This is a genomic window from Membranihabitans marinus (assembly GCF_019802045.1).
Taxonomy (GTDB): Bacteria; Bacteroidota; Bacteroidia; order Chitinophagales; family Saprospiraceae; genus Membranihabitans; species Membranihabitans marinus_A.
The window spans coordinates 98,583-124,081 of the sequence record NZ_JAHVHU010000011.1 but is presented as its reverse complement, the minus strand read 5'-3'; the positions used below and the strand labels follow the sequence as shown (position 1 = coordinate 124,081).

Annotated in this window: 26 protein-coding genes and 1 tRNA gene; 19 read left to right on the top strand and 8 right to left on the bottom strand. The window is 43.4% G+C overall.

Annotated features, from left to right (window positions below):
• Positions 1 to 12 precede the first annotated feature (12 nt).
• The 12 genes from KUV50_RS12795 (at position 13) to KUV50_RS12740 (ending at position 10,417) form a co-directional block, all read left to right on the top strand.
• A complete protein-coding gene (locus tag KUV50_RS12795) occupies positions 13 to 537 on the top strand; it encodes a DUF3341 domain-containing protein (RefSeq protein WP_222580555.1) in 525 nt (174 codons plus the stop codon).
• 7 nt (positions 538 to 544) lie between these two features.
• On the top strand, positions 545 to 1,375 hold the full coding sequence (locus KUV50_RS12790) for a c-type cytochrome (RefSeq protein ID WP_222580554.1): 831 nt from the start codon (positions 545 to 547) through the stop codon (positions 1,373 to 1,375).
• Positions 1,376 to 1,414: 39 nt separating this feature from the next.
• Positions 1,415 to 2,740, top strand: a complete 1,326-nt coding sequence (locus tag KUV50_RS12785; protein WP_222580553.1) for a hypothetical protein — start codon at positions 1,415 to 1,417, stop codon at positions 2,738 to 2,740.
• 13 nt (positions 2,741 to 2,753) lie between these two features.
• Positions 2,754 to 4,250 (top strand): OmpA family protein, encoded by a 1,497-nt coding sequence (locus KUV50_RS12780; protein ID WP_222580552.1) that lies wholly within the window; start codon positions 2,754 to 2,756, stop codon positions 4,248 to 4,250.
• 18 nt (positions 4,251 to 4,268) lie between these two features.
• The gene (locus KUV50_RS12775) at positions 4,269 to 6,119 is read left to right on the top strand and encodes a cbb3-type cytochrome c oxidase subunit I (protein WP_222580551.1); all 1,851 of its coding nucleotides are present in this window, start codon (positions 4,269 to 4,271) and stop codon (positions 6,117 to 6,119) included.
• 34 nt (positions 6,120 to 6,153) lie between these two features.
• A complete protein-coding gene (cyoE, locus tag KUV50_RS12770; RefSeq protein ID WP_222580550.1) occupies positions 6,154 to 7,047 on the top strand; it encodes a heme o synthase in 894 nt (297 codons plus the stop codon).
• 12 nt (positions 7,048 to 7,059) lie between these two features.
• Positions 7,060 to 7,641 carry a heme-copper oxidase subunit III gene (locus KUV50_RS12765; protein ID WP_261395185.1) on the top strand — a complete coding sequence of 194 codons (582 nt, stop codon included), beginning with the start codon at positions 7,060 to 7,062 and terminating at the stop codon, positions 7,639 to 7,641.
• A gap of 10 nt (positions 7,642 to 7,651) precedes the next feature.
• Positions 7,652 to 8,497 carry a cytochrome c oxidase subunit 3 gene (locus KUV50_RS12760; RefSeq protein WP_222580549.1) on the top strand — a complete coding sequence of 282 codons (846 nt, stop codon included), beginning with the start codon at positions 7,652 to 7,654 and terminating at the stop codon, positions 8,495 to 8,497.
• 15 nt (positions 8,498 to 8,512) lie between these two features.
• A complete protein-coding gene (locus tag KUV50_RS12755) occupies positions 8,513 to 8,941 on the top strand; it encodes a cytochrome C oxidase subunit IV family protein (RefSeq protein WP_222580548.1) in 429 nt (142 codons plus the stop codon).
• 121 nt (positions 8,942 to 9,062) lie between these two features.
• The gene (locus KUV50_RS12750; RefSeq protein WP_222580547.1) at positions 9,063 to 9,623 is read left to right on the top strand and encodes a hypothetical protein; all 561 of its coding nucleotides are present in this window, start codon (positions 9,063 to 9,065) and stop codon (positions 9,621 to 9,623) included.
• Positions 9,601 to 10,137, top strand: a complete 537-nt coding sequence (locus KUV50_RS12745; protein WP_222580546.1) for a DUF420 domain-containing protein — start codon at positions 9,601 to 9,603, stop codon at positions 10,135 to 10,137. Before KUV50_RS12750 ends, KUV50_RS12745 begins: the two co-directional genes overlap by 23 nt.
• 22 nt (positions 10,138 to 10,159) lie before the next feature.
• Positions 10,160 to 10,417 carry a hypothetical protein gene (locus KUV50_RS12740; protein WP_222580545.1) on the top strand — a complete coding sequence of 86 codons (258 nt, stop codon included), beginning with the start codon at positions 10,160 to 10,162 and terminating at the stop codon, positions 10,415 to 10,417.
• A gap of 207 nt (positions 10,418 to 10,624) precedes the next feature.
• Here the strand turns inward: KUV50_RS12740 and KUV50_RS12735 are convergent, their stop codons facing one another.
• The 3 genes from KUV50_RS12735 to ung all read right to left on the bottom strand — a co-directional run bounded on the left by KUV50_RS12735 (position 10,625) and on the right by ung (position 12,342).
• Positions 10,625 to 11,074, bottom strand: a complete 450-nt coding sequence (locus tag KUV50_RS12735; RefSeq protein ID WP_222580544.1) for a hypothetical protein — start codon at positions 11,072 to 11,074, stop codon at positions 10,625 to 10,627.
• 73 nt (positions 11,075 to 11,147) lie between these two features.
• On the bottom strand, positions 11,148 to 11,531 hold the full coding sequence (locus KUV50_RS12730; protein ID WP_222580543.1) for a DUF423 domain-containing protein: 384 nt from the start codon (positions 11,529 to 11,531) through the stop codon (positions 11,148 to 11,150).
• 127 nt (positions 11,532 to 11,658) lie between these two features.
• Positions 11,659 to 12,342, bottom strand: coding sequence for a uracil-DNA glycosylase (ung, locus tag KUV50_RS12725; protein WP_222580542.1), 684 nt, complete (start codon positions 12,340 to 12,342; stop codon positions 11,659 to 11,661).
• Between the two features lie 104 nt (positions 12,343 to 12,446).
• Here ung and KUV50_RS12720 point away from each other — a divergent pair.
• Positions 12,447 to 12,520, top strand: a tRNA-Arg gene (locus KUV50_RS12720).
• 1,398 nt (positions 12,521 to 13,918) lie between these two features.
• Positions 13,919 to 14,770, top strand: coding sequence for a universal stress protein (locus tag KUV50_RS12715; RefSeq protein ID WP_222580541.1), 852 nt, complete (start codon positions 13,919 to 13,921; stop codon positions 14,768 to 14,770).
• 53 nt (positions 14,771 to 14,823) lie between these two features.
• Here the strand turns inward: KUV50_RS12715 and KUV50_RS12710 are convergent, their stop codons facing one another.
• Positions 14,824 to 15,189, bottom strand: a complete 366-nt coding sequence (locus tag KUV50_RS12710; protein ID WP_222580540.1) for a hypothetical protein — start codon at positions 15,187 to 15,189, stop codon at positions 14,824 to 14,826.
• A 185-nt stretch (positions 15,190 to 15,374) separates the two neighbouring features.
• On the opposite strand from KUV50_RS12710, the gene pta reads away from it, so the two are divergent.
• Together pta and KUV50_RS12700 are read left to right on the top strand one after the other, a co-directional pair.
• Positions 15,375 to 17,468 carry a phosphate acetyltransferase gene (pta, locus tag KUV50_RS12705; protein WP_410000055.1) on the top strand — a complete coding sequence of 698 codons (2,094 nt, stop codon included), beginning with the start codon at positions 15,375 to 15,377 and terminating at the stop codon, positions 17,466 to 17,468.
• A 16-nt stretch (positions 17,469 to 17,484) separates the two neighbouring features.
• Complete coding sequence (locus tag KUV50_RS12700) at positions 17,485 to 18,672, top strand: acetate/propionate family kinase (protein WP_222580538.1); 1,188 nt, start codon at positions 17,485 to 17,487, stop codon at positions 18,670 to 18,672.
• Positions 18,673 to 18,778: 106 nt separating this feature from the next.
• Here the strand turns inward: KUV50_RS12700 and KUV50_RS12695 are convergent, their stop codons facing one another.
• The 4 genes from KUV50_RS12695 to KUV50_RS12680 are packed head-to-tail and all read right to left on the bottom strand — an operon-like array spanning position 18,779 to position 21,783.
• On the bottom strand, positions 18,779 to 19,756 hold the full coding sequence (locus KUV50_RS12695) for an MlaD family protein (protein WP_222580537.1): 978 nt from the start codon (positions 19,754 to 19,756) through the stop codon (positions 18,779 to 18,781).
• A gap of 20 nt (positions 19,757 to 19,776) precedes the next feature.
• A complete protein-coding gene (locus KUV50_RS12690) occupies positions 19,777 to 20,550 on the bottom strand; it encodes an ATP-binding cassette domain-containing protein (protein ID WP_222580630.1) in 774 nt (257 codons plus the stop codon).
• A gap of 43 nt (positions 20,551 to 20,593) precedes the next feature.
• Entirely contained in the window at positions 20,594 to 21,364 is a 771-nt protein-coding gene (locus tag KUV50_RS12685; RefSeq protein WP_222580536.1) for an MlaE family ABC transporter permease, read from the bottom strand.
• 35 nt (positions 21,365 to 21,399) lie between these two features.
• Positions 21,400 to 21,783: a hypothetical protein gene (locus KUV50_RS12680; protein ID WP_222580535.1), complete on the bottom strand. Its 384-nt coding sequence runs from the start codon at positions 21,781 to 21,783 to the stop codon at positions 21,400 to 21,402.
• A 268-nt stretch (positions 21,784 to 22,051) separates the two neighbouring features.
• Between KUV50_RS12680 and KUV50_RS12675 the strand changes: the two genes are divergently transcribed.
• Genes KUV50_RS12675 through KUV50_RS12665 form a run of 3 tightly spaced genes read left to right on the top strand, consistent with a single transcriptional unit; the run spans position 22,052 to position 25,335 of the window.
• The gene (locus tag KUV50_RS12675) at positions 22,052 to 22,981 is read left to right on the top strand and encodes a 1-phosphofructokinase family hexose kinase (RefSeq protein WP_222580534.1); all 930 of its coding nucleotides are present in this window, start codon (positions 22,052 to 22,054) and stop codon (positions 22,979 to 22,981) included.
• Positions 22,971 to 23,609 carry a carboxymuconolactone decarboxylase family protein gene (locus KUV50_RS12670; protein WP_222580533.1) on the top strand — a complete coding sequence of 213 codons (639 nt, stop codon included), beginning with the start codon at positions 22,971 to 22,973 and terminating at the stop codon, positions 23,607 to 23,609. Before KUV50_RS12675 ends, KUV50_RS12670 begins: the two co-directional genes overlap by 11 nt.
• 16 nt (positions 23,610 to 23,625) lie before the next feature.
• Positions 23,626 to 25,335, top strand: coding sequence for a 3-ketosteroid-delta-1-dehydrogenase (locus KUV50_RS12665; RefSeq protein ID WP_222580532.1), 1,710 nt, complete (start codon positions 23,626 to 23,628; stop codon positions 25,333 to 25,335).
• Positions 25,336 to 25,499 lie beyond the last annotated feature (164 nt).

Below are 25,499 nucleotides of genomic sequence, written 5' to 3'. Positions count from 1 at the left end.
TAACGATCCACTATGGAAAATAAGAAAATATTATTTGGTTTATACGACGATGAGCAAATCCTTTTGGATGCTGTGAAGGAAGCCAAGGACGGACAGTTGGACATCTACGATGTTTATACGCCTTTTCCGGTGCACGGATTGGATCCGCTGCTGGAACTGAGTGAATCCAGGCTTCATATTGTGGGGTTCTTTTTTGGCGTGGTCGGAGCATTAACCGCTTTTTTGGGAATGACCTGGATTTTTACGGATGAATGGCCGATGATTATTGGTGGAAAACCGTATTGGTCGGTGCCTGCATTTATACCGATCACCTTTGAGTTAACTGTATTGTTTGCAGCCTTTGGGATGGTTTTTGTGTTTTATGCGGTCAACGGGTTGTCTCCACGAGCGCATACGGAGGTGCTACACCCGCGTCTGACTGATGATCGATTTGCTATAGCATTTGATACCAGTGTATCTTCAAATGAAGAGATATCTCGATTGGAAAAATTCTTTGAACGAAGTGGCGCCGAAGTCCACATTAAAAATTTAAAGTGATCATTGTATGAGTCTACAAAATTATAAATATTGGATTGCACTGGGATTGGGGCTTTACCTGCTCAGCGGATGTAAACCGGCCGGAGGAAATCACCCGGGAAGCGAATACATGCCGGATATGTTCCATTCGATTGCCTTTGAGGCGAATGTATATGATTATTATTACTACAATACCTGGAGTTCACCAGAGGAGTATTATCAGCATGCACAACCCCGTACACCGGTTGCCGGTACCATTCCGTTTGGTCAGTCTGGTATGAAAGACGGGGCCTATTCTGAGAATATGGCGGAAGTCATCAAAGATCTTCCTCAGAGCGGTTCGGTTCCATTTAACTATGCGAACACACCGGCCGGAAGAGAGCAGGCGATTAACGAAATCAGAACCAATCCATTCCCGATTACAGAGGAAGCTTTGAATACTGGCAAGTCTCTATATACCATCTATTGTGGAATTTGCCATGGGCAGAAAGGGGACGGACTGGGATATTTGGTGCGTGAGGACGGCGGTAAATATCCGGTAGCTCCTACAGATCTGACCTCGGATCGGTTTGTGGATACCAGTGCTGGGGTCTATCTTGCGGCGATCGTGCACGGAAAGAATGTAATGGGGTCTTACGCCGACAAACTCACATACAAGGAACGATGGGATGTGATTCATCACATCCGTTCCATGCAAGCGGAGAATGCCGGATTGAAATATACCCCGGAAATAAACAACTTTCTACCGGAGGAAGCGATGACAGTGGACCAGAAGGAATCGGCCATGGCTACTCTGGGAACTTCACCTTCCAATGCAGATAACGCTATGGAGGAAGGATCGACAGAAGACGAACAGTAAAAAGAAAAAAAGGAATTTCTTAAGATAGAAACGGATATAATGAAAGAAGCTATTCAATTTGAGTTTACCAGTAAGCAAAAGAACCTCTTATTTGGGTTTATGGGGCTGGGAATATTGTGCATGATTATCATCTTCTTTACAGATGATGCGCTTGCACCGAGGTTCTGGTCCAACTTTTTGCTTAATAGTGTCTTTTTTACAGGGATTTCATTCATCGCACTTTTTAGTATAGCCTCTATGGTCACAGCATATTCAGGATGGCAAGCTGTCTTTAAGAGAGTGTGGGAAGCGTATGCCCAATTCCTGATTGTAGGATTAATTCTTATGGTGATTATCATCATAGGCATGTTCGGTGGGTTTCATCATTTGTACCACTGGGCCGATGCGGATTCCGTGGCTGCGGATGAGATCCTCCAGGGCAAATCCAGTTTTTTAAATAAAGGACTGTATACAGCGGTCACAATAATAACATTGGGGGTTTGGTACTTTTTTGCCCGAAAAATGCGCGATTTGTCTATTGAAGAAGATCAGCTGGCCATCGGTGATTTTTCAGCCTATCGGCAAATTAAAAAATATTCAGCTGCGTTTTTACCAATTGCTGCGGTGACATCGGCGATGGTGGTCTGGCTGTGGGTGATGTCGTTAAACGCGCACTGGTATAGTACTTTGTTTGCATGGTACGCCACATCTAGTTGGTTTGTTGCCATGCTATCCATGACCATATTAACCTTGATATATCTGAAGTCGGTGGGCTATTTTTCCAAGGTGTCTGTGGAACATTTCCATGACCTGGGAAAATTCCTATTTGGGTTTAGTATTTTCTGGACCTACTTGTGGTTTTCTCAGTATATGTTGATCTGGTATGGGAATGTTGGTGAAGAAACCATCTATTTCCATGATCAAAGAACCAACTACCCGGTCCTGTTTTATGGCAACCTGGTCGTTAATTTTGTGGTTCCGTTTTTTATTCTTTTGAGAAATGATACCAAACGAAAAGTGGGTACGCTGGTATTGACGTCAGCGGTGGTCTTTATAGGCCATTGGATGGATTTTTTCCTGATGATCAAACCCGGTGTATTGCACACCTACCATGAAATCATGGGCCACGGTGGAGGCGGACATGCTGTGTTGGATAATATGGCCGGACAATCCGCCAAACTGGTAGCTGATGCCGGTGGTCACGGAGCAGAAGCGGTGTCTACCTTTGTAAACGGGTTCACGTTTCCTGGACTGCTGGATGTCGGTGTATTTTTAGGTTTCCTTGCCTTTTTTCTGTATTTTGTTCTGGTTCAATTGGCTAAAACCCGATTGGAGCCGGTGGGGGATCCTTATATTGGAGAAAGTATTCATCATCACGTTATATAAATAAATAGAGATCATGACAATATTGATCGGATTATTACTATTTGCGTTACTTATTATCGTCCTGATTCAGGTGAGCCGGATCACTGAGATTACCCGTGCACTGCGGGGCGAAGAAGATTGGAAATGGGTTAATTCCAAAAGGATTGGGATATGGCTGCTTGTGTTTGGGGTAGTATTTATTCTTCTCACCGTAGGTTCGGCCTATTACTATAAGAATTATATGATGGGCTATGGGCCCCACAGTTCGGCTTCAGAGCATGGACATGCGATTGACAGCTTGTGGAACCTGACAGTCTTCTTTACGGGGATCGTGTTTGTGGTCACCCAATTTTTGTTGTTTTATTTTGCCTGGAAATACAGACAAAAGAAAAGCAGAAAAGCAGAATTTATTCATGATAACATGAAGCTGGAGATGATCTGGACGGTCATCCCTTCTGTGGTATTGGTGATTTTATTGCTGAAAGGACTCATTGCCTGGAACGATATTATGGCGGACGTCAAAGATGATGATGAATTCCTGGAAATTGAAACCATGGGAATGCAGTTTAACTGGATACTGCGCTATCCGGGTGAAGATGGGAAGATCGGAGCCCGTGATTTCCGTTTGACATCGGCAAGCAATCCCCTCGGACAAGATTGGACAGATCCGAAGAACCTGGATGACTTACAACCCAGCGATATTGTTCTGCCGGTCGGAAAAAAGGTACGCTTTCGGATTTTGTCCCGAGATGTATTACACAGCTTTTTTCTTCCGCATTTCCGGGTGAAAATGGATGCAGTACCCGGGATGCCGACCTATTTTGTTTTCACACCGAGCACGACGACGGAAGAATATAGAAAACAGCTGAGTGAATATCCTGAATATCAGGTGCCGGCCGATCCGGACGATCCAGAAGGACCACAGAAATGGGAGGTATTTGATTATGAATTGGCTTGTGCAGAATTGTGTGGAAACGGGCACTTTTCAATGCGGAAAGTGGTTCGTGTCGTAGAGCAAGAAGAATATGAGGCCTGGTTAAAAGAACAAACTCCTTATTACTTTGGCTCCATACGTGGAAAAGATTCCGATCCCTATAAAGATCAGCTTTTTGATTCTGAAATCGAAGACCGAACGAAGAATTTTGAAAATGATATGTACGAAGCGATGTACAAAGAACTGGAAGAAGGAGAGAAGCGGGTGTATCAGCTCGACAACGTACAGTTTCAGTCAGGCTCTTCCGAATTAACTGAATTATCGACCTATGAATTACAGAATTTGGCGGACTTTATGAAAGAGAATGATGAACTCCGGATTGAAATTCAGGGACACACCGATAATACAGGTGATGAAGCCGACAATATTACATTGTCGCAGAACCGTGCTGATCGGGTTGCTGAATTCTTGCGGAATGCAGGTGTATCTCCGGATCGATTTAGCAGCAAAGGGTATGGTTCCAGTATGCCTGTCGAATCAAATGATACGGCTGAAGATCGAGCTATGAACCGACGCGTGCAAATTGAAATTTTGTAAAGGGTAAATTTATTTAAAATGGCAACTACAGATATAAAAGATTACGATTTAAGAGCCGAAGAGCTGATCCGGGATCACGGCGTGGATGATCACTTTCATGAACATCATGAAGGAGATAAATATCAATCAAGCTTCTTTTCCAAGTATGTGTTCTCATTGGATCACAAGATGATTAGCCGGCAATTTCTGATTACAGGTATTATCTGGGCTGTTATCGGCGCAGGGATGTCTGTGATTTTTCGGATCCAACTCGGTTATCCGGAAGCGGACTTGCAATGGTTGCAACCATTATTGGGAAAGTGGATTAATATCGATAGTGCCGGTGTCGGAACCCTCGATCCGGAATTTTTCTATTCCCTCGTGACGATGCACGGTACCATATTGATCTTCTTCGTATTGACGGCCGGATTGAGTGGAACATTTGCGAACTTTTTGATTCCTTTGCAGATTGGCGCCCGGGATATGGCATCTCCCATCATGAACATGTTATCTTATTGGTTTTTCTTTTTGGCCAGTATCGTTATGTTCTTTTCATTGTTTCTCAGCACAGGACCCTTTGCCGGAGGTTGGGTTGCTTACCCGCCGTTAAGTGCTTTACCACAGGCCTCTACGGGATCTGGAGCAGGAATGACGCTCTGGCTGGTCGCCCTGATACTTTTCGTCATCAGTACTTTGCTGGGAGGAATTAATTACATTACTACGATATTTAACCTGCGAACGAAAGGGATGACTTTTTGGAGGTTGCCTTTGAGTATTTGGTCTTTATTGATCACGGCTATTGTCGGTTTGCTTTCATTCCCTGTGTTGGTGACCGGCTTTTTACTGCTGTTTTTTGACCGGAGTTTGGGAACAAGTTTTTATCTCAGCGAGATCTTCATTGGTGGAGAAGCATTGGATCACGTCGGTGGAAGTCCCATTCTGTACCAGCATTTGTTCTGGTTCCTGGGACACCCTGAAGTTTATATTATTATTCTTCCCGCTATGGGAATTGTTTCCGAAGTACTTTCCGTACATAGCCGAAAACCAATATTTGGGTACCGGGCGATGGTTTATTCACTCGTAGCCATCGGATTTTTGTCTTTCCTGGTTTGGGCGCACCACATGTTTATGTCTGGTGTGAATCCCTTCTTGTCCAGTATCTTTACCACTTTTACGATGATCATTGCAGTACCATCTGCTGTGAAGGTGTTTAACTGGCTTTCTACGATTTTTCGAGGAAGTATCCGGTTTAATTCGGCCTCTCTGTTTGGGATCGGTTTTGTATCGATGTTTATATCAGGTGGATTGACCGGTTTGTTTATGGGAAATTCAGTCTTGGACATTCAGATACATGATACCTATTTCATCGTAGCACATTTTCACCTGGTGATGGGCGTGGCGGCGATATTTGGTATGCTGGCCGGGATCTATCATTGGTATCCAAAGATGTTCGCTCGTCATATGAATGACACTCTTGGTCAAATTCATTTCTGGGGAACCATTATTTCTGCTTATATGGTATTCTGGCCAATGCATTATCTGGGTATGTTTGGTGTGCCCCGACGATATTATAGCTTTGATGTCTTTGATGCTTTCCGTGATTTTGGAGGATTGAATGAATTTATTACGATCGGTGCTATTATTGGATTTTTAGTTCAGTTTGTGTTTATCGTCAACTTCTTCTACAGTATGTGGAAAGGACGTAAGATGACTTCCAAAAATCCGTACAAAGCAACGACACTTGAATGGACGACACCCATTGATACGCCGCACGGAAACTGGCCTGGAAAAATACCTACCGTAGAACGCTGGGCGTACGATTACAGTAAGAATGGAGAAGATTATGTTCCGCAGGTGATTCCATTGCGAGAGGGCGAAGAAGCGCACTAAACATTAACTCGAACCTAAAGAAAATAAATATATTTTGAACTCGATACAACATAGCGTTCACATCATACGCGATAGCGTCTATGATTTGGGATTGTTGGTTAAGTTTAAACTCAGCCTGTTGGTAGTGTTTACGTCATCACTTGCCTATATCATGGTGGGGGGGTGGCAGTTTGGGTTGCACTCACTTGTTATTTTTGCTTTGGGTGGATTTATGATCTCAGGCGCTGCCAATGCCATGAATCAAATATTGGAAAAAGACTACGACAGTCAGATGGAACGCACGCGGAACCGGCCTGTGGCATCCGGACGGATGGCGACACCAATCGCTGTATTGTTGGCCGGATTGCTTTGTGTGGGTGGCTTGCTGTTATTGGCTTATTTTAATCCATTAACAGCCCTTTTAGGAGCGGTTTCTCTGATCAGTTATGCCTTTGTATATACGCCGCTTAAGCGGTATTCACCAATAGCTGTATTTGTAGGTGCTTTCCCGGGTGCTTTACCTGTCCTGGTGGGCTGTGTAGCTGTCGATGGTACCATAACCACATTTGCTATTTTACTGTTTGCACTTCAGTTTTTCTGGCAGTTTCCCCACTTTTGGGCTATAGGCTGGTTATCATTTAAAGACTACAAAAAAGCCGGGTTTCACATTGTACCCGTCAATGAAGACGGTTCCATCGATTCAGAAATCGGATTGCAATCATTGATCTATACGGTATTGATGATACCTGTGGTTGGTCTCTTTTTTTACTTTAATATGATTGGGGTGTTTGGACTGGTATTTTTGATGGGGGGAACCTTTTATTTTATATATAAAGCTTATCAGTTCTACACGGGACCCTCGGACCTTTCCGCCCGTAAACTTATGTTCGCTTCCTTATACTTTTTGCCGATAATGTTTTGTGTTCTACTATTTAATCAATATTTGTAAATGCAAACTAATATGGAAACGACAATGATAGCTAACCCTGGAAATCATTCGAAAATACATCCACAAAAATTTGGCTTGTACCTGGGTATTGTGAGCCTTATCATGGCTTTTGCCGGCTTGTCTAGTGCCTACATTGTGCGGCAGTCGGCTGGGAATTGGCTTGAATTCAGGTTGCCCACGATGTTTTTTGTCAGCACGGGAGTAATCGTACTTAGTAGCCTATTTGTGTGGTTGTCTTCACGTGCTTTTAATCAACAGAAAGAATTAGCCTATAAAACCTATATGGTGGGTGCTTTTGTGATGGGGTGCGCCTTTATAGTAACCCAATACCTGGGATGGATGCAAATGTATTCCAGCGGAATTGATCTGAAAGGGAATCCTTCAGGCTCTTTCGTTTATGTGATGACCATCTTGCATGTCTTTCACGTGTTGGGGGGACTGGTGGTTCTGACTGTAGCCTTGTATCATGCCTTTGTATTACCATTCGAGCTGACGTATAAACGGCGGGTGCGACTGGATCTCACCAGCATATATTGGCATTTTGTAGATATCCTGTGGATTTATTTATTATTATTTTTCATCTTGCAAAGATAAATCGTTGAAAATGGCCGAAAAATTATTAACAGAAGTAAGTAAAGATCAGACCATAAATGAGGATTGGTCGGGAGGTACACCTCCAATGAAAGCCAGTTTTGGCAAACTGATGATGTGGTACTTCCTGTTATCGGATGCTTTTACCTTTTGTGGTTTCCTGATTGCGTATGGAGCGCTTCGCTTGAGCGTACCGACCTGGCCCGTTCCGGATTTTGTATTTCAAAGTTTCCCGGGGGGCTTCACCAACATGCCATTGATTTTTGTAACCGTAATGAGCTTTGTGCTGATTGCAAGTTCAGTCACCATGGTTCGTGCGGTTCAGGAAGGAAAACGTGAAAACAGAAAAGGGGTGGTTTTTTGGTTAACCCTGACTGTGATCGGTGGTTTTACATTTTTGGGTTGTCAGGCTTATGAGTGGTATAACCTCATAGCAGTGGAAAACATGACGATCTTTGAGAACCCTTTTGGTACACACACCGTGGATGGGATTTATCTCGATGAAAACGGTGCTCAGCAAGAGGCTTTTCGAGCCGGCGACTCCTACCTTGTTCATAAAGTGGATGGCGAATGGCATTTCAGGGACTTCCAGATTACATCCGGGGAAGACAGTGGTAAAATCGCGCGCGAGGCAATGGGACCTCAAACCTTTGGTTCCTTGTTCTTCTGCATCACGGGATTTCATGGATTTCACGTTAGTATCGGAGTCTTGTTATTGATTATTGCGACGATCAATTCTGCAAGTGGATTGTATGACCGAAAAAAGACCCAATACGAAACGGTTGAAAAAATTGGGCTGTATTGGCACTTTGTTGACTTGGTCTGGGTTTTTGTTTTCCTTGTATTTTACTTACTCTAAAAAAGAAATCGAATTATGCAACATCATAGTCATGAAGAAGCAGTCCGACTAGCGTATTATGGGTTGAAAATGCTCGCAGTCGTTACTGTCATTGAAGTTATAATTTCATTATTTGGAAAAGGGTACCTCGGCTGGGAAGAAGCGTATTACCTGACCTGGGTTCATTATGTAGCAGGTACAATAATTATCGTGCTCTCTCTGTATAAAGCTTACTTTATCGTTTTTCATTTTATGCATTTAGGTTTGGAAACCAAAACCATGACAAGGACTGTACTATTACCCCTATTGTTATTGATTTTCGCCATCATAGCTTTCCTATGGGAGGGTTCTTACTGGCATGGCAATCGCTCGTACATCCTGCAACAAGACCAGCTTCAGTCCGAACGGGTAGTACCTGATATATCGCCTTCACTGGAATCCGAGCGCATCAAAAACATCCACTAGGGATTCCGGGCAAAGATCTTAGGAGGTAAAACGGATGCACACCAGGGATGAATTTGGATGAACGGCTGATCCTGAAGGGGCGAGAGACAGAATAGGATTATTCACTACAGGTACTCAGAATATGAAGTTGAGAAGAGATTTTCTTTTAGCTGTTTTTATATTATTTGCCATTCCAGTGATCGGCTATTTTGTGCTACAGCGGGCAGCTGATGACCGAATGAAAATATCAGCCACACTTCAACCCAAAGATAGTATATCCCTAGACCTCAAAGTCCAATTTCTTAATGCGGAAGGCGCAGAACAAACAGAATACCTGGTTAAGTTGCCTTATGTATTGAAAGTAATCGGTACGAAAGAGTCGATTTTTGACATCACACAGATCGAACACATCATGTATATCATAAATGATCGCACTGATCTGGCTTTTATGATGTATGAACCGGAATTGGAACATACAGTCAAAACCCGCATGATGGGGTATCGATATGCCAATTCAGGAGAGGATATGACAAGATATGGCGACGTACTATTAGTCGATGTATTCAATCGAATTCTTCAGATCTATGATCGGGATGATCCCGAATTGTATAAAAAACTTCTGGAAGATATCTCTTATGCCTTTCCAATGGTCGATTATCAGATAGACAAACGAAATCAAAATGCAAAACAAAGCAGCGAATAAATCGCTTGAGAAAAAACTCAATGCAGGTGCTATAGTGGTAAGTATTGTCGTGTTCGTCCTGGTATTGATGATGCGTCGGGTCAAACTGAATGTGGATATTGATTTTGGATACCTGCCTGCCTTTCACGCCACCCTCAATGGTCTGGCTTCCATTTGTCTTTTAATTGCGTTCTGGTCGATCAAAAACAAGAATATTCAGCGCCACCGGCGCTTTATGGTAACAGCTTTGATCCTTTCGGTTTTATTTTTGATGTCGTATGTCGTATATCATTTTACCATGCCAGAAACCCTGTATTGTAAAGAGGGCACGGTCCGTTATATATATTTTTTCTTATTAATCAGTCACATCATATTAGCGGCTGTCATTCTGCCTTTTATTTTGTTTACTTTTATCCGGGCGGTTACCTTCCAATTCGAACGGCATAAGAAAATGGCCCGGTGGGTTTTCCCGCTCTGGTTTTATGTGACCATCACAGGACCTGTTCTATACCTCATGTTGAGGGATTGTTATTAAATTTGTGTATCTTTGAATTGTTATGAGAAATAAAGCACGATATCGAAAAATGATGCTTGCGCTGCTTGTTGTCGGCGTACTTATTCTTCTTCCGGTTGCAGAAGTTATGGCCCAATGTCCCATGTGCCGCATCGGTGCAGAAACCAATTTAGCTTCGGGAGGGACTGCAGGTTCAGGACTTAATAAGGGGATCTTATTGCTACTTGGGCTACCTTACATATTGTTTGGTACTTTCGGCTACATCTGGTGGAAAAATAAGAAGTCTCCGGCAGAGGAATAGCGGAATGGTCGTGATGGCAGGTCGTCCCTGTAACCGTTGGTGTTCTGAAAATGACAATTCATCTTTACCGACGTAAAGATCATTTGGCCTCATACTGCTAACCCATTTATAAAAACGACGAGATTAGCCTGACCGCATCTTGCCGAGGTGTAGGACACAAGAAGTCTGATGTGGCAAATAATCCGGGCTGAGAAAGGAGCTATTGCCTCAGCGTTCCAAAATATATCGTAAGCTAAAACCACCACCCCCGGCTTCAAATCCATTGCCACCGATGAGATATAAGTGCGGCATCCAATCCAGAGAAATATTGAGTGGAATATCTCCAAACGCATAATCGAGTCCGATGGCACCGAGGCCACCTATACCGATTCCCCCACTAGAAAGCAATACAGAAGCACCAATCCCCCAATACCAGGTCAAACCGCGAACATCGTTGGTGAATGCATTGTGTTTTTCATAGGTCAAACTGGCGTAGACGTCCCCAAAATAAAAACCACCCAAAAGTTCAAAAGCAGATTCTGGTCCTACAAATTGCTTATAGGTGACATTCGCACCCAGTCCACCCCGTACGCCGACAGATCTGGAATAATCCTGTGCCTGACCTTGAATGGCAAATAAAAAACAAAGTCCAAATAGAAAGAGTAATGATTTTTTCATAGTCGTTTTAGCTTAAGTCTGTTTCTTATTTTAAAGTACACAATTTTTAAAAAAGGGATGCAAATCTAAATAATTAATTCATGTTTTTCCAGGCATAAACCAGCAGAAGGATCCAGCTTGTCAAAAATAGCAGTCCGCCCAATGGGGTGATGGGACCCAGAATACTCGAAGGGATGGAGTGACCGGATTGGGTGGCCATGAGATACAAGGATCCTGAAAAAAGGATAATCCCTCCAGCAGCAAAATACCAGGCTGCGTTCAACAAAGGATGGCCGCCCTTGATGAGTATGATGCACCCAATGAACAACATCAGAAAGGTGTGGTAGAAATGGTAGCGATTTCCTGTGTTGAATATCTCTTTTCCATAGGTGTCCATCACGCTGTCCAGAGCATGGGCTCCAAAGGCTCCGATACCGACGGCCAGAGCTCCAAAAATAAATGTAATGATGAATTTCATGTTTTGTAAAGTTTAGTGGCCTGAGGGCCGTTTGTTGTTTGTGGCCTGCGGCCGTTTGTGGTTTGCAGGTAGCCAACAGCCAACAGCCAACAGCCAACAGCCAACAGCCAACAGCCAACAGCCAATTTCAAACCTGCCAATTTATGGGTTTTTGCCCATTTTTTGTAAGATATACATTGGTATCGGCAAAATGATTATTCCCATGAAACGCATTCCCTGCCAACGGGGAAGGATGCTTGCTTTCCAGAATTAAGTGTCGTTTCGGATCGATCAGCGATTTTTTGGAACGTGCAAAATTTCCCCACAAAAGAAATGCGATTCCGCTTCGCTCCGTAGACAGTTTATCAATGACAGCATCCGTAAATGTTTCCCACCCCGCTTTGGAATGAGACCGCGGTTGTGCTTCCTCGACGGTCAGGACTGCATTTAGTAAAAACACCCCTTGACGCGACCAGGGTGTCAGGTCGCCATGGCTGGGAATATCAAAATCTGTGCTGCGATGCAGTTCTTTGTATATGTTCCTCAACGAAGGGGGGATCCGGATTCCTTTCGGAACCGAAAAACTTAAGCCCATGGCCTGCCCCGCTTTATGGTAGGGGTCTTGACCGAGAATGACCACTTTCACCTGATCGAATGGCGTGGAATTGAATGCGTTGAAGATCAGTGATCCGGGTGGATAGATGGTTTTATTTTTACTCTGTTCTGATTTTATAAATTGAGTGAGTTTTTGAAAGTATGGTTTCTGAAACTCTTTTTCAAGTACCCGAGCCCAGGATTCTTCGATTTTGACGGAGGACTGATTCGTAGTCATGGCGTGTATCTTAGTTAGTATGAAATTGGTTTTCAAATAGTCGATATAAAATGTACAGAATTGCCCGGTATTTTTTTAGTTTTGTGCCGCAATTCTAACAAATTGGCCCCGTAGCTCAGCTGGATAGAGCAACTGACTTCTAATCAGTAGGTCGCAGGTTCGAATCCTGCCGGGGTCACTTACGGGTGTGAGTGTGGGTGTGAGTGTGGGTGTGAGAGTGAGAGTGGGAATGAGAGTGAGAGTGGGAATGAGAGTGAGAGTGGGAATGAGAGTGAGAGTGGGAATGAGAGTGAGAGTGGCTTGGCCTGCGTAAATTTGTATCCCAATCATTACATAATTCTTTAATTCTCAAATACCACCATACTATTTTATCCCAATGGTGCTATCGCTTACAATGGGTCTTCTGGCTTTCATACATACAAGGGTAAACGCTTCACGGTGTAAAAAATCTATCAAGGTTATGTACTATAAATCTTTGAGTGGATGATCCCAAAAGGTTTTAGTATCAAAATCTATCATTCCCAAATAGGCATCGCTTAAACGTGGAATGTATATTTTGTCCAGATCTTTAATTTATTTTGGAAGATTAGCCGTGTTTGATCAAGTTCCAATGCTATTTCTCTTATCGTAATATTCTATGTACAAATTGGCTGCTATAGCATTTTCGAATACATGGATATTAAATAACTGACTTTCCTTTAACATTGAACCCCGTACGGGGTTCTCAATAGGGAGGGGCTCTTTCTCCCGGCTGCACTTCGCTTGCCGGGGGTTATTCACTTTGAACCCCATCCGGGGTTCTGAGTATTAATGATCTCTTTTTATCGTAAAATTACAATCTATTGGGTCTTCTGTTGAACACCGAGGCCACTCCAGAAAGTCTAAATTGAAATGAGTAACCCCGGTGCTTCAGCCCGGGGTTGTTATGATAACGCAAAATTTGGCTTTAGCCATTAAGAAACATGCATTTGGGGTTAAAGCCCAATAGTGTTTTACATTTTTTTAAGCCCGGCATAAATACCGGGGTTACTTTTGCGAAAATCAGACTTTTCGGAGGAAGCTCAGTACCCAATAACACCGAAGGTGTCGAAGGTGAATAACCCCGAATAAGCCGATAGGTGCCATTCGGGGAGAGGAATGTTAGTGCTTTGAAATCCGTAGGTGTTCAACCTGACCATCTTATTTTTTGACAGAATTTTCGTATTTAAATAACCTGTTTATATGGAATTCTCAACCACGTATTTTTACTAATCCGGTTATAATCAAAAAAATATTTATAGACGTCCGGTAGACTTTTCTTTGACTAAATCTTGCTATAAGAGTTACGGCTTGCTGCACTTACGATAAAGAAAATATGCAAAATGATTCCCGGAATGAAAAACATCATGTATCCTATACGACAATGATCAACCATAAAATACCTCTTAAATCATTGATTGACCCCACTAAGGAAGTAATAAGTCCAAAGGATTTGAAAAGTTGATGGAATTCTTCTATAAACCCCGCAGGATATGATACCGGTCATGATATAATATGAGGATTTTCTCTATTTTTACAGGAACAAAAGCCTGATGTTTTGAAAAAAATAGTTCATCCCACAGATTTTTCTAAAAATGCTTCAACGGCATTATCGTTTGCTATTGGTTTGTGTGAAACGTTTAATGCAGAACTTATTTTAGTAAGTATCGGTGACCTACCCAGTGTACGGCCCAGTTCTTCATCTCTCTTCAGTTTTTCTGAAATAGAGAGAAAACAGGGCCTGTCGTTAAACGATAAATTGAAGTCATATGCTAAGCCGCACCTCACCGACACGGATCTACAGGTATCGTATCGGGTTGCATTGAACAGTACCTATGCCAAGGGAATACTGGAAGTGGTTCAGGACACGAAAGCAGACCTCATCGTGGCGGGTACAAAAGGACAAAGTGAATTAAAACAGATATTGATGGGCAGTACCACGAAAGAGCTGGTGTCAACAGCACCCTGTCCGGTTTTGGCCATACCTGAAAAAGCTGTGTTTGATGGCTTTAATAGCATCGTGTATGCCTCGGATGATGTGCCCAAGGATATTTTTATCATAAATAAAGTGGCGCCTTTTGCCCAGGCATTTGGTGCTCGTATTTCTGCACTTCATGTGTTCAAAAAAGAACCGAAAATGGATGCTGAAAAATCAGATTATATCCAAGAAATCTGTGAAGGCGTGACCTACTCCAATTTTAAATGTGATACCCGAGTATCTCCCGACGTGTCTCAGACATTAGTCGATTATGTGATAGAGAATAAGGCTGATTTATTGGTTTTGTATGAGAAGGAGGCCAAGGGAATCCGCAAACTGTTTCGCAAAGGGAGGGTAAAGGAATTTATAGATTATGTCGCCACAGTTCCATTGATGAGTTACAACACTCACGCTTTGCAGAAAAAACGTTAGAACAATTCGAAATCATTGCCCACGATGAAAAGCACTTGATCGGTGTGGTTGATCTACTTTTCGCTCATGGCTTTTCCTGATTCATTTTGTTTTTTGAGCGTTAGATGATCAGTTTTGGAAGTTTGAAGCCACACATCACCTGATTTTCGAGATACTTGCATCGCCACCCCAAATTTGTCATAGAACTCCTGTTCCACCTGTGCTACGGTCCGCTCTTCGCCAATGTCAATCGATTCCGGTCTCATAATCGTTTTTATGCTGCTGAAAAGTTCATTGGGTGAAATCATGTCGGAAACCCTCGATAATTCCTCTTCATCATGTGGCTTATTGTAAAAATCAATTTTCAAGTAAGGATAAACTTCATGAAACTTGTTTTGCGCATGAGCTATTCTGGTGTCTAAATTAATTTGAATCTGCATGATGTGTTGTTTTTTATACTAATAAAAAAGGGTATTATTCCTTTGCCCCTGATCTCCGGGGTTAACATTGAAATTTTACGGAATCATATGGAAGAGGGTCGTGATATAATCCTTACATTCGTATATACTCCGATCTTGAAAATGAATAGAGTAAAAATACATTAATTTCTATGGAAAGTAAAATATTGAATAAAGGAGTTTATGTAGCGACCACCGAACCCAATAGTGGGAAATCAATTGTGTCATTGGGGCTGATGGATACACTGATAAAAAAGGGACTTCGCGTAGGCTATTTCAGGCCTGTTATCGATGATTTTCCAGAAGGAAAGATAGACAACCACATTAATACGATCACCTCCTATTTTCATCTGGATCTGAAGTTTGAAGATTCCTATGCCTTTACCCGGAACGAGATTATCCGGATGAAGAATGAAAACAAAGATGATGAAATTTTCAGCCGGATTATCAGGAAATACAAAGCTGTAGAGAAACGTTTTGATTTTGTCATCGTAGAGGGTTCCAGTTTTACGGGAGAAGGATCCATCATCGAGTTTGATATTAATATACTTATAGCTAAAAATCTGGCCATCCCGGCCATTATTCTGGCCAGCGGTGTCGGCCGGACCATGGAAGATTTCCTGGGAACCATGCTCATTGCTTATGACTCGTTCAGAGATAAAAGCGTCAAGGTGGTATCGATTATTGCAAACAAGGTGGAGGCTAGAAACCAACAATGGGTGGTGGGGGAATTAGAGAAGAATCTTTCGGATGATCTGGTCGTCAGTGCCATTCCCATGGATCTGGCGTTGTCCAATCCTTCGATCAAGGAGATTGTCGAAGAGTTGGATGCCAAAATACTTTTTGGATCTTCCTATATTAATAATCTGGCCGGGTACTACAGCGTTGGAGCGATGCATCTTCCGAACTACCTTAAGCATCTTAAAGAAAATGGGCTGGTGATCACACCGGGAGACCGGGCAGACCTGATTTTGGGTGCCTTACAAGCTAACATCTCTGCCAACTATCCATCCATTTCAGGTATTGTTCTGACGGGGGGGCTGTTACCAGAAGATTCCATCATCCGCCTTATTGAAGGCCTTTCAGAAATCGTTCCCATTATTTCCACCCAGGGCGGTACTTTTTCTGTAACGAACAGGATTGGTATGATTAAATCTCAGATTTATGCCGAGAATACCGAAAAAATAGCCCTTTCCATCGATAGTTTCAGGAAAAACACGAACGTTGGCCGTTTAACCGAAATGATGTTTGATGTCGAAAGCAAGATCGTGACGCCGGGTATGTTTCAATATGAGCTCCTGGAACAGGCAAAATCAGTGAAGAAGCATATCGTATTACCCGAAGGTGTCGACGAACGTATTCTGCAAGCTGCCCGCCTGTTGATAAAATCAAATGCAGTCGATCTGACTATTCTCGGAAACAGGGCACAGATCGAAGATAAAGTACGGTCCGCAGGTGTTGATCTTGATCTCAATGCGGTTCACGTCATTGATCCTTTGCATTCCGATCGGTTTGATCGTTATGCGGACACGCTTTATGAACTGCGGAAACATAAGAATGTGACGCGGGAACAAGCCCGGGAGCTATTGAAAGAGGTGTCCTATTTTGGGACCATGATGGTGTATTCCGGGGACGCGGACGGCATGGTCTCCGGCGCCATGCATACGACCCAAAATACCATCCGGCCAGCGCTTCAGTTGATCAAGACGAAGCCCGAAACATCCCTGATATCCTCTGTATTCTTTATGTTACTGGAAGATCGGGTATCCGTGTACGGAGATTGCGCGATCAATACCAATCCCACTGCGGAGCAATTAGCACAGATCGCATCTTCTTCAGCAGATACCAGTGTGGCTTTTGGGATTGAACCCAAAATAGCCATGTTGTCCTATTCATCCGGGGCATCCGGAGTAGGAAAGGACGTAGATAAAGTACGGGAAGCGACGACTTTGTTAAAGGAAATCCGACCGGACCTTGATGTGGAAGGCCCGATTCAGTATGATGCTGCGGTTGACCTCAATGTGGGCAAAATTAAAATGCCGGGATCAGCTATTGCCGGACGCGCCAATGTGTTTATATTTCCAGATCTCAATACCGGAAACAATACGTACAAAGCCGTACAGCGTGAGACCAAAGCTCTGGCGATCGGTCCGATTATTCAGGGGTTGAAAAAACCGGTCAATGATCTGAGCAGGGGTTGCACAGTCGAAGATATTGTGAATACGGTCGTCGTTACGGCCATCCAGGCCCAGGATGTATAATAAGAAAAGCAGGATTATGAAGGTATTAATTATCAATTCAGGAAGTTCATCAATCAAGTTCAAGTTACTGGATATGCCCTCCGAAACGATGGTCTGTACAGGTTTGGTCGAACGAATCGGTGCATCCGCTTCCCAATTGAGTTATAGTACAGGCGACACCAAAATACTGAAATCCCATGACTTAAAAAACCACAGACAAGGGCTGGAAAAAGTGGTGGAAATTTTGATGGATTCTGAGGTGGGCGTGATTGCAAGGAAAGAAGAAATTGAGGTGGTAGGGCATCGGGTTGTACACGGCGGAAAAACCTTTTCGGAAACGGTTGAGATTAATGGTGGGGTGAAAAAAGAAATCGAAGAATTTTCCACCCTGGCCCCTTTGCACAATCCACCCAATCTGGAGGGTATACTGGTTGCCGAAGAATTATTTCCTCAGGCTACCCAAATTGCTGTTTTTGACACCGCTTTTCACCGGTCCATCCCCCAAAAAGCCAAACGGTATGCCATCCCCGACCCGCTGTATGTGGAACACGGTATTCAAGTGTATGGGTTTCATGGGATCAGCCATGAATATGTATCTAAAAAGGCGAATGATTATCTGCGTCTTCAGAGGTCAAAAATCATCACCATCCACCTTGGGAATGGATGCAGCATGACCGCTGTGAAAAATAGGGAAAGTGTAGATCATTCGATGGGTTTCTCCCCCAATGAAGGTCTGATCATGGGAACCCGTAGCGGAGATATCGATCAGGGCGTGATCTTTCATTTGATCTCGCACCTGGGCTACGATCCGGAGGAAGTGAACACCCTTCTTACCAAACAAAGCGGGATGCTTGGGCTCACCGGATATTCAGATCTTCGGGACATTGAATCCAGGGCCCTGGCAGGAGATACAGTGTGTACCCTCGCATTGGAAATGAATGCCTACCGAATTCGAAAATACATTGGCGCTTATGCGGCAGCTATGAACGGACTGGATGCGCTGGTGTTTACCGCCGGGATCGGAGAGAATTCCAGTAAAATGCGAAAGCTTATTTGTGCCGATATGGAGTTTCTGGGAATTGACCTCGATGAGGATAAAAATGACATAAAATCCGATCAATTGCGTTCTTTGAATTCTACCACATCCAAAGTTCAGATACTGGTAGTTCCTACGAATGAAGAACTGGAAATTGCAAAACAGGCCTACCGGTTGAAAATGGCGTAATCCGTTGGCTGTATCCGGTACAATCTGACCGATGTTTCCGTGTCAAATGGTTCGAATTATTTCAGACAAGTGCTGTCCATCTTCTATGGGGAATCTCCTCTGGGTTTTAATTTTCGGTTTTCTTTTCCAGATTGCGAAAATATTTACGGAACAAGAAGTTGTGCTTAAGAGCTTCCATGTTTTGATCAAACTTTTCGGTAGCTTCCTGGATGTTATGAAGGCTGTGGTCTATTTTTGCCGTCATCGCCGTGTCTTTTAATAGTGCACTTACAGGTCCACCACCATGGTTTATATTGTTTTGGATATCATCTACTACCGTAGCAGCATTGTGCAGTAGTGAATCCGCTGAATCACCGACCTCTTGAATTTTAGAGATGGCTTCATTTAGATTATGAGCCAAAGTAGTATCAGTGAGAATGGCCCCAGCGGTGCCTTTTCCTTTCTTTACACTATCAACGATCGCATAGAGCTCATTGATCATATCATAGGCTTTTGCGGTGGTCAAATGAACATTCTCTACCGATAGGCTCAATCTCCTGGGTAGATCCTCCGCATTCAGGATACTCCACAAAGCATCACTGCTATTTATACGCTGTACAGTGGCCTTTAATTCCTCAGCGATGATGCTTATATCCTGATTTGTCTTGCTGAGAGTTTGTATAACTTCGTCCGTATTCACCGGAACTTTGGTTGGCAGAATATCACCATCTTCCACCAGGGACGAGATTTGCTTAGTAGACTCTATATTAACGACTTTATTACCCACTAAGCCATCCGTACCAATGGAGACCAACGCATTTTTTTGTATGATTGACTTCATCTTTTCGTCAATAGTCATGACTACTTCCAGGGTGGTATCATTGAGGATCGTGATATTTCTTACTGTTCCTATATCAATGCCGGCATACCGCACATTGTTTCCGGGCTTTAAACCCTGGACATTTTCAAATTTGGCTTTCAATCCAAAATTGGATCCAAACAAGGAGTGATTGTTGCCAATCATATACAAAAGAAATATCAAAAAAAGCAAGCCTGCCAGGACGAACACGCCCAATTTTACATTATTCACTACTTTTTTGCTCATCTGTATTTCTGTTTGATTTTTTATTCAAAAAATTCTTTTACCGCCGGATCTTCATGATTTATAATTTCCTGATACGTTCCGGTGACATGATTAGTCCCGTTCATCAGGACGATGACCCGGTCACCGGTCAGGCGCAAGCAATTCATGTCGTGAGAAATGATGATGGATGACGTATTATACTTTTTTTGTATGTCCAGCATCAGACCGATGATTTCTTTTGCGGTGACCGGATCCAGACCGGTCGTTGGTTCATCATACAATATGATGTCAGGTCTCAATATCAGAGTACGCGCCAGTGCGATCCGCTTACGCATTCCCCCGGATAATTCAGCCGGCATCAAATCGACGGTATGGCTTAATCCTACATCTTTAAGAGCTTCCATGACGATGGTATTGACCTCTTTCTGAGTGATATCCAGCATGTGTCTTCGCAACGGAAATTCAAGGTTTTCCCGTATGGTCATAGAGTCGTACAATGCATTGCTCTGAAAAAGAAAACCGACTCGTGCCATCACCTGATCCAGTTCTGCATCATTTAATTTAGGAATGCTTTTCCCAAACATTTCTACCATCCCTTTATCAGGTTTGATCAACCCTATGATGCATTTGATCAATACAGATTTTCCCGATCCGGATTTGCCAAGAACAACGACGTTTTCTCCTCGGTATAAATCCATGTTAAAATCAATCAGTACATGATTTTCTCCAAATGATTTATAGAGGTGGCGGATTTTTAAAACTGTCTCCTTGGGTTGTCCTCGGTCTCTTTCTGATTTATTACTTACTGCTGGCATCATGAGTATATCGTTCTACGAGAATTTTTCTTAAAATACGGCTTCAATTAAAACCCAATAACTCGGTGATCTGCACGGCTAATAAATCCAGGATGAAGATCATGATGGATGAAATAACAACAGCAGAATTTGCACTTCGACCCACGCCTGCAGTCCCTTTTTGGGTGGTATAGCCTTTGAAGCAACCTATGATCCCCACCGCAAAACCAAAGAAAAAGGTTTTTATAAATGCCGGGATTACATCATAGTAGGCCAGGTTATTAAAAATCTGCGTCCAGAATAAGTTGAAACTGATGTTTCCGCTAATATTTACTCCGATATAGGATCCATATAGTGAAATAGCATCGCTTAATATGGTGAGGATGGGAAGCATGAGGGTCGTGGCCAATACTCTTGTGACCACCAGGTACTTGAATGGATTGGTCCCGCTCACTTTCATTGCATCGATTTGTTCGGATACCTTCATGGATCCTAATTCAGCACCGATACTTGATCCGATCTTTCCTGCAAAAATCAATGCTGTAATCACTGGAGCAATTTCTCTGACCATTGCAATACCAATGATGGCGGGTAATTGTGATTCTACACCATAACTAACCATACTGGGGCGCAGCTGCATCGTAATTACCAAACCCATGATAAATCCAGTCAGACCGATCAATGGCATCGATCGGTAGCCAATAATATAACATTGCCTGAAGAATTCCGCAACCTCATACCGAGGTTTAAAAACCTGGTTGAAAAACCGACCTGCAAAGCGGAATATTTGGCCGGTTTGTCCGAGAAATGCTTTTATGGAGTTCGCTTGAGCCATTCATTATTGGTTTGCCTATTCTGTAATCTTTCTTTTTAGGATGGCGTAGTCGCGGACTGAGGAATCATTGCCTGGCCAGATTGATTCTGTTTGGCAAGTGTCCAGTCATCTGTCTTTGAAGTTTGGAGCCAGAGATCACCCGATCTACGCGATACTTGCATGGCTATCCCCAGTTTCTTATAAATCGTTTTCTCAAGGTCTGACACCTTTCGGTTGGGGCTAATATCTATTGTTTTTGGCGTGATGGATTTGCTTACCAGACCAAAAAGCTTAGTTGGTGCAATCATGTCTTTATCCTCAAATAGTTCCTGTGTTTTATGATGTGTTTTATAAAAGTCTACTCTTAAATAAGGGTAGACCTCTGAGAACGCTGTTTGTACGTCTTTAATGGTTGATTCCGGGCCAATTTTAATTTTCATTGTGTTTTGATTTAAGATGGATAATGCCTGGTGAATCATTCTTGAAAATGGAATTCTGGAATGGCAAACATAGGTTGGTAAGTGTTTGTGTGAAATGATCGTAATCAGTACAACCTATGAATTTGGTCAGTAGCCTGAAAACGGGCTAATTACAATCAGTAGTACCGCTGATGAGAGGCATTTCTTGGGAACTTGCGGGCAGGTATATTTGTGTTCATTAATTTTTCGAACATAACTTTTTCACAAGTACTTCTGTAAAAACCAGATCATGTCAGATATCATAACCATTACCCTGAATCCCTGTATTGATAAAAGTACTTCTGTGAGCGGGATTCAACCGGACAAGAAACTCAGATGTACACCGCCGGTTTTTGATCCGGGAGGTGGAGGCATCAACGTGTCAAGAGCCATCAAGAATCTCGGTGGTGAGGCTCTTGCTATTTATCCCTCCGGCGGTTATTCTGGAGTATTTCTAAATCAGCTTTTAGCAAGGGAAAGCATTCCAGTATTGAATATTCAAACCAAGCAACATACCAGAGAAAACATGATCGCCGTGGATACAATGTGCAATCAGCAGTACCGTTTTGGAATGCCGGGACCGTTGATGGAGGTCGAAGAATGGCAACGATGTTTAGAGGCAGTGGAGCATAATGATTCAGAATATATTGTCGCGAGTGGAAGTTTACCTCCTGGTGTTCCAGTAGATTTCTATGCTAAATTGGCTCTGATTGCAAAGCGAGATAAAAGAAAATTAATAGTGGATACCTCCGGAGAAGCACTTCGGCATGCTGTAAAGGAGGGGGTGTACCTCATAAAGCCAAACCTTGGGGAGCTGAGTAGTTTGGTAGGTGAGAATGAATTGGAAACCAATGAGATAGAGCCGATTGCTAAAGATTTAATCCTGAATGGCGGTTCTGAAATAGTGGTAGTTTCTTTAGGCGCACAAGGTGCTATGCTTATCACTAAGGATGTCACCTATAAGGTGGATGCTCCCATTGTGAAAAGGAAAACGACGGTGGGGGCAGGGGATAGCATGGTCGCGGGAATTGTTTTTTCTATTACGCAAGGTGAAAATCTCCGACATGTATTGCGATATGGGGTCGCCTGTGGAACGGCAGCGACATTAAATGCTGGAACTTCTTTGTGTAGCAGACAGGACGTAGAGCGACTGTACAAACAAATTCAAAATGAAAAATAGCATCACCATACCAGAAACCATAAGTTCACGGATTGTATTTAAGCGGAAGTTCAGTTTAAGGGAAATGTACCGCTCATTTGTTTTTCTCCCGGGTGCAATTTCCAAAATGATTGAAAATAAAAAAAGCAAATTGGTTGATGAGGATTTTATACGTCGACTACAATTGGCTGTCACCGAGGTAAATGGGTGTCCGGCCTGTTCTTATCAGCATACCAAAATGGCGTTGCAGCAGGGTATGTCCAATGAAGAAATAAGCAGCTTTTTAAGCGGTGATGATGACTTTATCAAGCCGGAAGAAGCAAAAGCCATCCTGTTCGCGCAGCATTTTGCGGATTCACGGGGATATCCGGAGAAGTACGCATATGATGCCATTGTCAAAGAATATGGTAAAAATGAAGCACAGACTATTCTGTCAGCTGCCCAAATTATGATAGCGGGAAACATGTACGGAATCCCCTACAGTGCTTTTCAATCCAGGCTGAAAGGCAAGCCGTTCAAAGACAGTACGCTGTTTTATGAATTGGGGATGCTTGTAATGGGGGTCGTTTTATTGCCTGTGGCCATCCTTCATGGAATGGTGAGAATGGTATTTGGGTTTTCAAATATCAAGTTTAAAAATAGTATTTAAATTTAAAACAAAAAGTATGGATAATTCAAATAAGAGTGAAGCAACACTTATAAATGATATGACAGTTGATCTTTTGGTCGTCGGATCGGGAACAGGCCTTTCGGCTGCGTTGGCTGGTAATGAAATCGGTCTTAAGAGTCTCGTGATTGAAAAAACGGCCCATGTTGGAGGCTCTACAGCGCTATCCGGAGGCGCTTTCTGGATCCCTGCCAATCCGATTCTGAAAGCCGAAGGATCAAATGACCATCTTGAGAAGGCTGAACAATATCTCGATACCCTGGTCAAAGATGATGCTCCACGGGACCGCTGGAAGTCATTTCTGGTCCAGGGTAGCGCTGCGGTGGAAATGCTTCAACGCACCACGCCCATGAAATTTTTCTGGTCAAAAGGCTATTCCGATTATCATCCGGAGGAACCAGGCGGAGACGCAGAAGGACGAACTTGTGAGTGCCGGCCTTTTAATATTAAAAGACTGGGCAAAGATCTTTCAAATTTTCGTCCGGGTCTCATGGCTTCATCCCTTCCCATGCCTGTGACCGGGTATGACTATAAGTGGATGAATCTGATGATGCGAAAACCTTTGAAAGCTTTTCCGATAATATTCAAACGGTTATTGCAAGGCGTCGGTGGGATGCTACTGGGAAAAAAATTAGTGGCTGGTGGTCAGGCGCTGGCAGCTGGCTTGTATGCCGGAGCCCTGGAAGCTGATATTCCTGTGGTGACAAACGCGGAGCTGGTCGAGCTTATTGTGGATGAAAAACGTGTGACGGGAGCTGTAGTGGAACAAAATGGTCGTAGAATTTCTATAAAGGTAACGCGGGGCGTTGTATTGGCTGCGGGTGGGTTTGACCACAATATGCCGATGCGTCAACGCTATCAATCAGAATCTTTAGTTGACGATCTCAGTTTTGGTGCAGAAGGGAATACCGGTGATGCTATTGAGCTTTCGCAGGAAATGGGAGCCGATATTGATCTGATGAAGCAAGCCTGGTGGTTTCCCGCGGTGGCTCCCACGAAGCCGGGAGAGAACCCTCAGGTCCTTCTGGCAGAACGCTCCCTTCCGGGCAGCTTTATGGTGAACAGTAAAGGCCAGCGTTTTATCAATGAGGCGATTAACTATATGAGTTTTGGCCAAAAAGTATTGGAATACGAGGAAAAGGGTAATCCGGTTGGTGATATGTGGTTGGTCTTTGATCAGACTTATCGGAACAGATACTTGTTGGCGGGTTCTGTATTTCCCAGGTCACCGCTACCAGATGAGTGGTATGAAGCGGGTATAGCGCATTCAGCGGATTCACCTGCAGCACTTGCGAAGTCCATGGGGCTGCCTGAAAAAGATTTTATGGATTCATTCAACCGGTTTAATCAAATGGCGGAGGAAGGAAAAGATAAAGATTTTCAGCGGGGTGAAAGTGCCTACGATAGATATTACGGTGATCCGACGATTAAGCCCAATCCAAATTTACTCCCGCTTAAGGGGAAATTGTATGCCGTGAAAGTAGTGCTCTCTGATCTGGGTACCTGTGGCGGACTTGTGGCCGATGAACATGGCAGAGTATTGCGTGAAGACAAATCGGTCATCGAAGGTTTGTACGCGATCGGGAACACGGCGGCCAATATCTTTGGAAAGACTTACCCCGGAGCAGGTGGTACGATTTGCCAGGGGCTGGTTTATGGTTACATCGTAGCTCAGCATGCAGCGGCTAAAGAGTCTGTTTCTACCTAGTGCACCAAATCAAAATTAATGTATAGGTATTATCTCGCGCTTCCAGATCGCGACGTTTCCTCTGCGCTCACGAATCGCTTCTTGTGAGAGGCGATCCGTGAACGTGGAACAATCTGGGAGCGCCTCATTATAATGCATACAACTTCTGAATTGGAGCACTTGTG